Origin of the sequence: Streptosporangium sp. NPDC000396, assembly GCF_042898655.1 — a bacterium.
Taxonomy (GTDB): domain Bacteria; phylum Actinomycetota; class Actinomycetes; order Streptosporangiales; family Streptosporangiaceae; genus Streptosporangium.
Map to the genome: position 1 here is coordinate 1 of NZ_JBIAZA010000076.1, position 3,288 is coordinate 3,288.

2 protein-coding genes are annotated in these 3,288 nt (G+C 70.0%); both read left to right on the forward strand.

From position 1 onward, the window contains the following. The coding region (locus ACFY2X_RS47185; protein ID WP_389951992.1) for a condensation domain-containing protein at positions 1 to 972 on the forward strand (972 nt) is incomplete at its 5' end. Beyond that, positions 969 to 3,288 (forward strand): condensation domain-containing protein (locus tag ACFY2X_RS47190; RefSeq protein ID WP_389951995.1); only part of this gene is annotated, 2,320 nt, incomplete at its 3' end. The genes ACFY2X_RS47185 and ACFY2X_RS47190, both read left to right, overlap by 4 nt.

A 3,288-nucleotide genomic window follows, 5' to 3' on the forward strand; every position in this document is an offset into this window, starting at 1 on the left:
CTGTTTGCCGCATGGGACGCGCTGGCGCGAGGGGTCGTGCCGGAGCTCGGCCGGGTTGGTACGTCGTTTCGCACCTGGGCGCGTCGTCTCCGGGACGAGGCGGGAGAGCGGGCCGGGGAACTGGAGGTTTGGGCCGGAATCCTGGACGGGCCCGATCCGCGTATCGGCCGCAGGCCCCTCGACCCGACCGTCGACACCGTCTCGACACTGCGCAGGCTTCGCCTCACCCTGCCTCCCGACCGGACCGAACCTCTGCTGACCACTCTTCCCGCCGCGTTCCACGGCCGGGTCAACGACGTGCTGCTCACCGGGCTCGCCCTGGCAGTGGCCCACTGGCGCAGGAGACACGGTGGCCGGGGTACTTCGATCCTGGTCGACCTGGAGGGGCACGGCAGGGAGGAGATCTTCCCCGGGGTGGACCTGTCCAGGACCGTGGGCTGGTTCACGACCATGTATCCGGTCCGGCTCGACCCGGGCACCACCGGCTGGGCCGACGAGCGAGCCGTGGCACAGGCGCTCAAGAAGGTCAAGGAACAGCTCAGGGCGGTGCCCAACCCTCTCGGGTACGGCCTGCTCCGCTACCTCAACCAGGACACCGCCGCGCAGCTGGCCGAACTGCCCCAGCCGCGGATCGTGTTCAACTACCTCGGACGGATCACGGTCGCCGAGGGCGACTGGAATCTGGTCCCCGCCGAACTTCCCGGTCACGACCCCGCGATGCCAGTGGCACACGCCCTGGAGATCAACGTGATCACTCATGACCGGCCCGACGGCCCCCACTTGGAGGCCACCTGGTCATGGCCAGGAGGAGTGCTCACCGAAGCAGAGGTAACGGAGCTGGCCGAGACCTGGTTCGAAGCACTCAACGCGCTGGCCACCCACGGCTCGGGGGGCTACACGCCGAGCGATCTTCTGGTCGACCTGGACCAGAACGAGATTGACCGCATCCAGGCCGCCTGGGAGAAGCGATGACGCAGGTTCAGGACATTCTTCCCCTCTCGCCGCTGCAGCAGGGTCTGTTCTTCCACGCGCTCCACGACGAGCACGACGTCTACACCGCCCAGGTCACCCTCGACCTCACCGGCCCGCTGGACGTTCCCGTCCTCCGCGCCGCCGCGGCCAGGCTGCTCGAACGCCACCCCAACCTGCGCGCGGCCTTCTGGCACGAGGACCTCAGCCAGCCGGTCCAGGTGATCCCGCACCGGGTTGAGCCGTCATGGCGGGAGGTCGACTCGGCCGATCCGGACGAGGTGGCCGCCGAGGAACGGGCCCGTCCGTTCGACCTGGCCTCGCCGCCGCTGATGCGGTTCGTCCTCGTACGGCTGGCGCCGGACCGGCATCGGTTGATCCTCACCAACCATCACATCCTGCTCGACGGCTGGTCCACCCCTCTCCTCGTCACCGAACTGTTCGCGCTCTACCTGGGAGCGGAGGCGCCGCCCGCCCCGCCGTACAAGAGCTATCTGGCCTGGCTCGCCCGCCAGGACCGTGCTGCCGCCCGCAGAGCGTGGGACCGCTCCCTCGACGGCGTCGAGGACCCCACGCTGATCGCACCCGCCGCGGTCACGCCCATCACACCGGACAAGGTCGGCATCGAGCTGGACGTGGAGCTGACCACCGCGCTGACCAAGCTGGCCCGCCGCCGTGGGGTCACCCTCAACACCGTGCTGCAGGGATTGTGGGGAGTGCTGCTGTCCCGGTTGACCGGACGCGACGACGTCGTTTTCGGCGCGATCGTCTCCGGTCGCCCGCCGGAGCTTCCCGGTGTCGAGCGCATGATCGGCCTGTTCATCAACACGGTGCCGGTCCGGGTCCGGCTCCGTCCTGAGGAGCCGATCGGGGAACTGCTGGAGCGTCTCCAGGATGAGCAGGCCGAACTGCTGCCCCACCATCACCTGGGCCTGACCGAGATCCACCGCGGCCTCTTGTTCGACACGGTCACCGTGCTGGAGAACTATCCGTTCGACCCCTCGGCGGCAGAGGCCTCCCTCGGCGACATCCGGTTGACGGGCTTCGGCTCGACGGATGCCCATCACTACCCCCTCGCCCTCGCCGCCATCCCCGGCGACCGCCTCACCCTGAGGCTGGACCACCGCCCCGACCTGTTCACCGGGCTTCAGGCCCGGCGGCTGCTGGAGCGCCTGCGGCTGCTGCTCACCACGCTGGTCACCGCCCCGGACACCCCCGTCGGACGGCTCAGCATCCTGGACGCGGCCGAGCAGAGCCAGATCGTCGAGGAGTGGAACGACACCGGCGGCCCGGCGCCTCGCCGTACGCTGCCTGAGATCTTCGAGACCACGGCCGCGCGGCACCCGCACGCCGTCGCGTTGGTGGACGGCGGGACGGCGCTGACCTACGACCAGCTCAACCGCCGGGCCAACCGGCTGGCACGGTTTCTGTCCGAGCGCGGCATCGAGCGCGAGCGGGTGGCCGCGCTGCTGCTTCCCCGCTCTGCGGACCTGGTCGTCGCGGCGCTGGCCGTGGTCAAGGCGGGCGGCGCCTACCTGCCGGTGGACCCGGGCTATCCGGCCGAACGGGTCGCCTACATGCTCGCCGACGCCGCTCCGTCGGTAGTCGTCGACGAGGCGCTTCTGGCCGGTGCGGACCTGTCCGGGTATTCGCCGGAGAACCCGGGTGTACGGCTCGCCCCGGAGAATCCCGCCTATGTGATCTACACCTCGGGTTCCACAGGACGCCCCAAGGGTGTTGTCGTGACCCACGAGGGCATCGCCGCGTTCGCGGCGTCGCAGATCGACCGGCTCCAGGTCGGCTCGGACAGCCGGGTGCTCCAGTTCGCCTCACCGAGCTTCGACGCTTCGGTCATGGAGATGCTCATGGCCTTCGCGGCCGGAGCCACCCTCGTCATCCCGCCTTCCGGTGTGTACGGCGGGGCGGAGCTGGCCCAGGTGCTGGAGGGCGAACGGATAAGCCACACACTGATCCCCCCGGCCGCCCTCGCAGGCGTGCCCGAAGCTCCATTGCCGGACCTGAGGACCCTGGTGGTCGGCGGAGACGCCTGCGGAGCCGAACTGGTGACCCGCTGGGCTCCCGGACGCATGATGATCAACGCGTACGGTCCCACCGAGGCCACGATTGCCGCGACGATGAGCGGTCCCCTTACCCCCGGTGAGACTCCGCCGATCGGGTCTCCGCTTCGGGGAGCCCAGGTTTATGTGCTGGACGGTTTTTTGCAGCCGGTGCCGCCGGGGGTGGTGGGGGAGCTGTATGTGGCGGGGCCGGGGCTGGCGCGGGGGTATGCGGGCCGGGCGGGGTTGACCGCGGAGCGGT